Below are 453 nucleotides of genomic sequence, written 5' to 3' on the forward strand. Positions count from 1 at the left end.
ACCGGAAGTCTCCTAAGGAGATGTTAGGCCTTACCCGCGAAATGGAAGAGGCCACTTTGACAAGCCCTCCTCGCTGTACTCACGGATATAGGAGTCCGTGCTGCGAGCAAGTGTTTCGAGTGCTACCCGCGACTGCTCAGTGCCTATGCGAGCCAGAGCGTAGGCACATTTACGCTGAAATGCATGAAGGTTGCCCCACTCAACCAGATGGCCGAACGGAATATTGATGGCTTTTTGAATTGCCTCAACAGCACTTGGCTCCCCAAGGAGCCCGAGGTCAAAGACAATATCCTCATGCAGGTCATGCCAGTCGTCTAGCAGGAGCCTCATCAAGATGGACGCTGGAACCTTTGCTTTCGACAACGCTTGGCGCAATGCCTCGCCGTCCTTGGCTCGCTCTGCAGCTAGAACTTCGTCAAAGTCTGTCATAAGGCCTAAACGCTTAGCGTTTAT

The 453-nt window shown here is 53.2% G+C and carries 1 protein-coding gene; it reads right to left on the minus strand.

Annotated features, from left to right (window positions below; translation table 11 throughout):
• Positions 1 to 30: 30 nt before the first annotated feature.
• Positions 31 to 453: HEAT repeat domain-containing protein (locus UU7_RS17095; RefSeq protein ID WP_007810683.1), on the minus strand; the 423-nt coding region annotated here is incomplete at its 5' end.

This window comes from Rhodanobacter spathiphylli B39 (assembly GCF_000264295.1).
GTDB lineage: Bacteria > Pseudomonadota > Gammaproteobacteria > Xanthomonadales > Rhodanobacteraceae > Rhodanobacter > Rhodanobacter spathiphylli.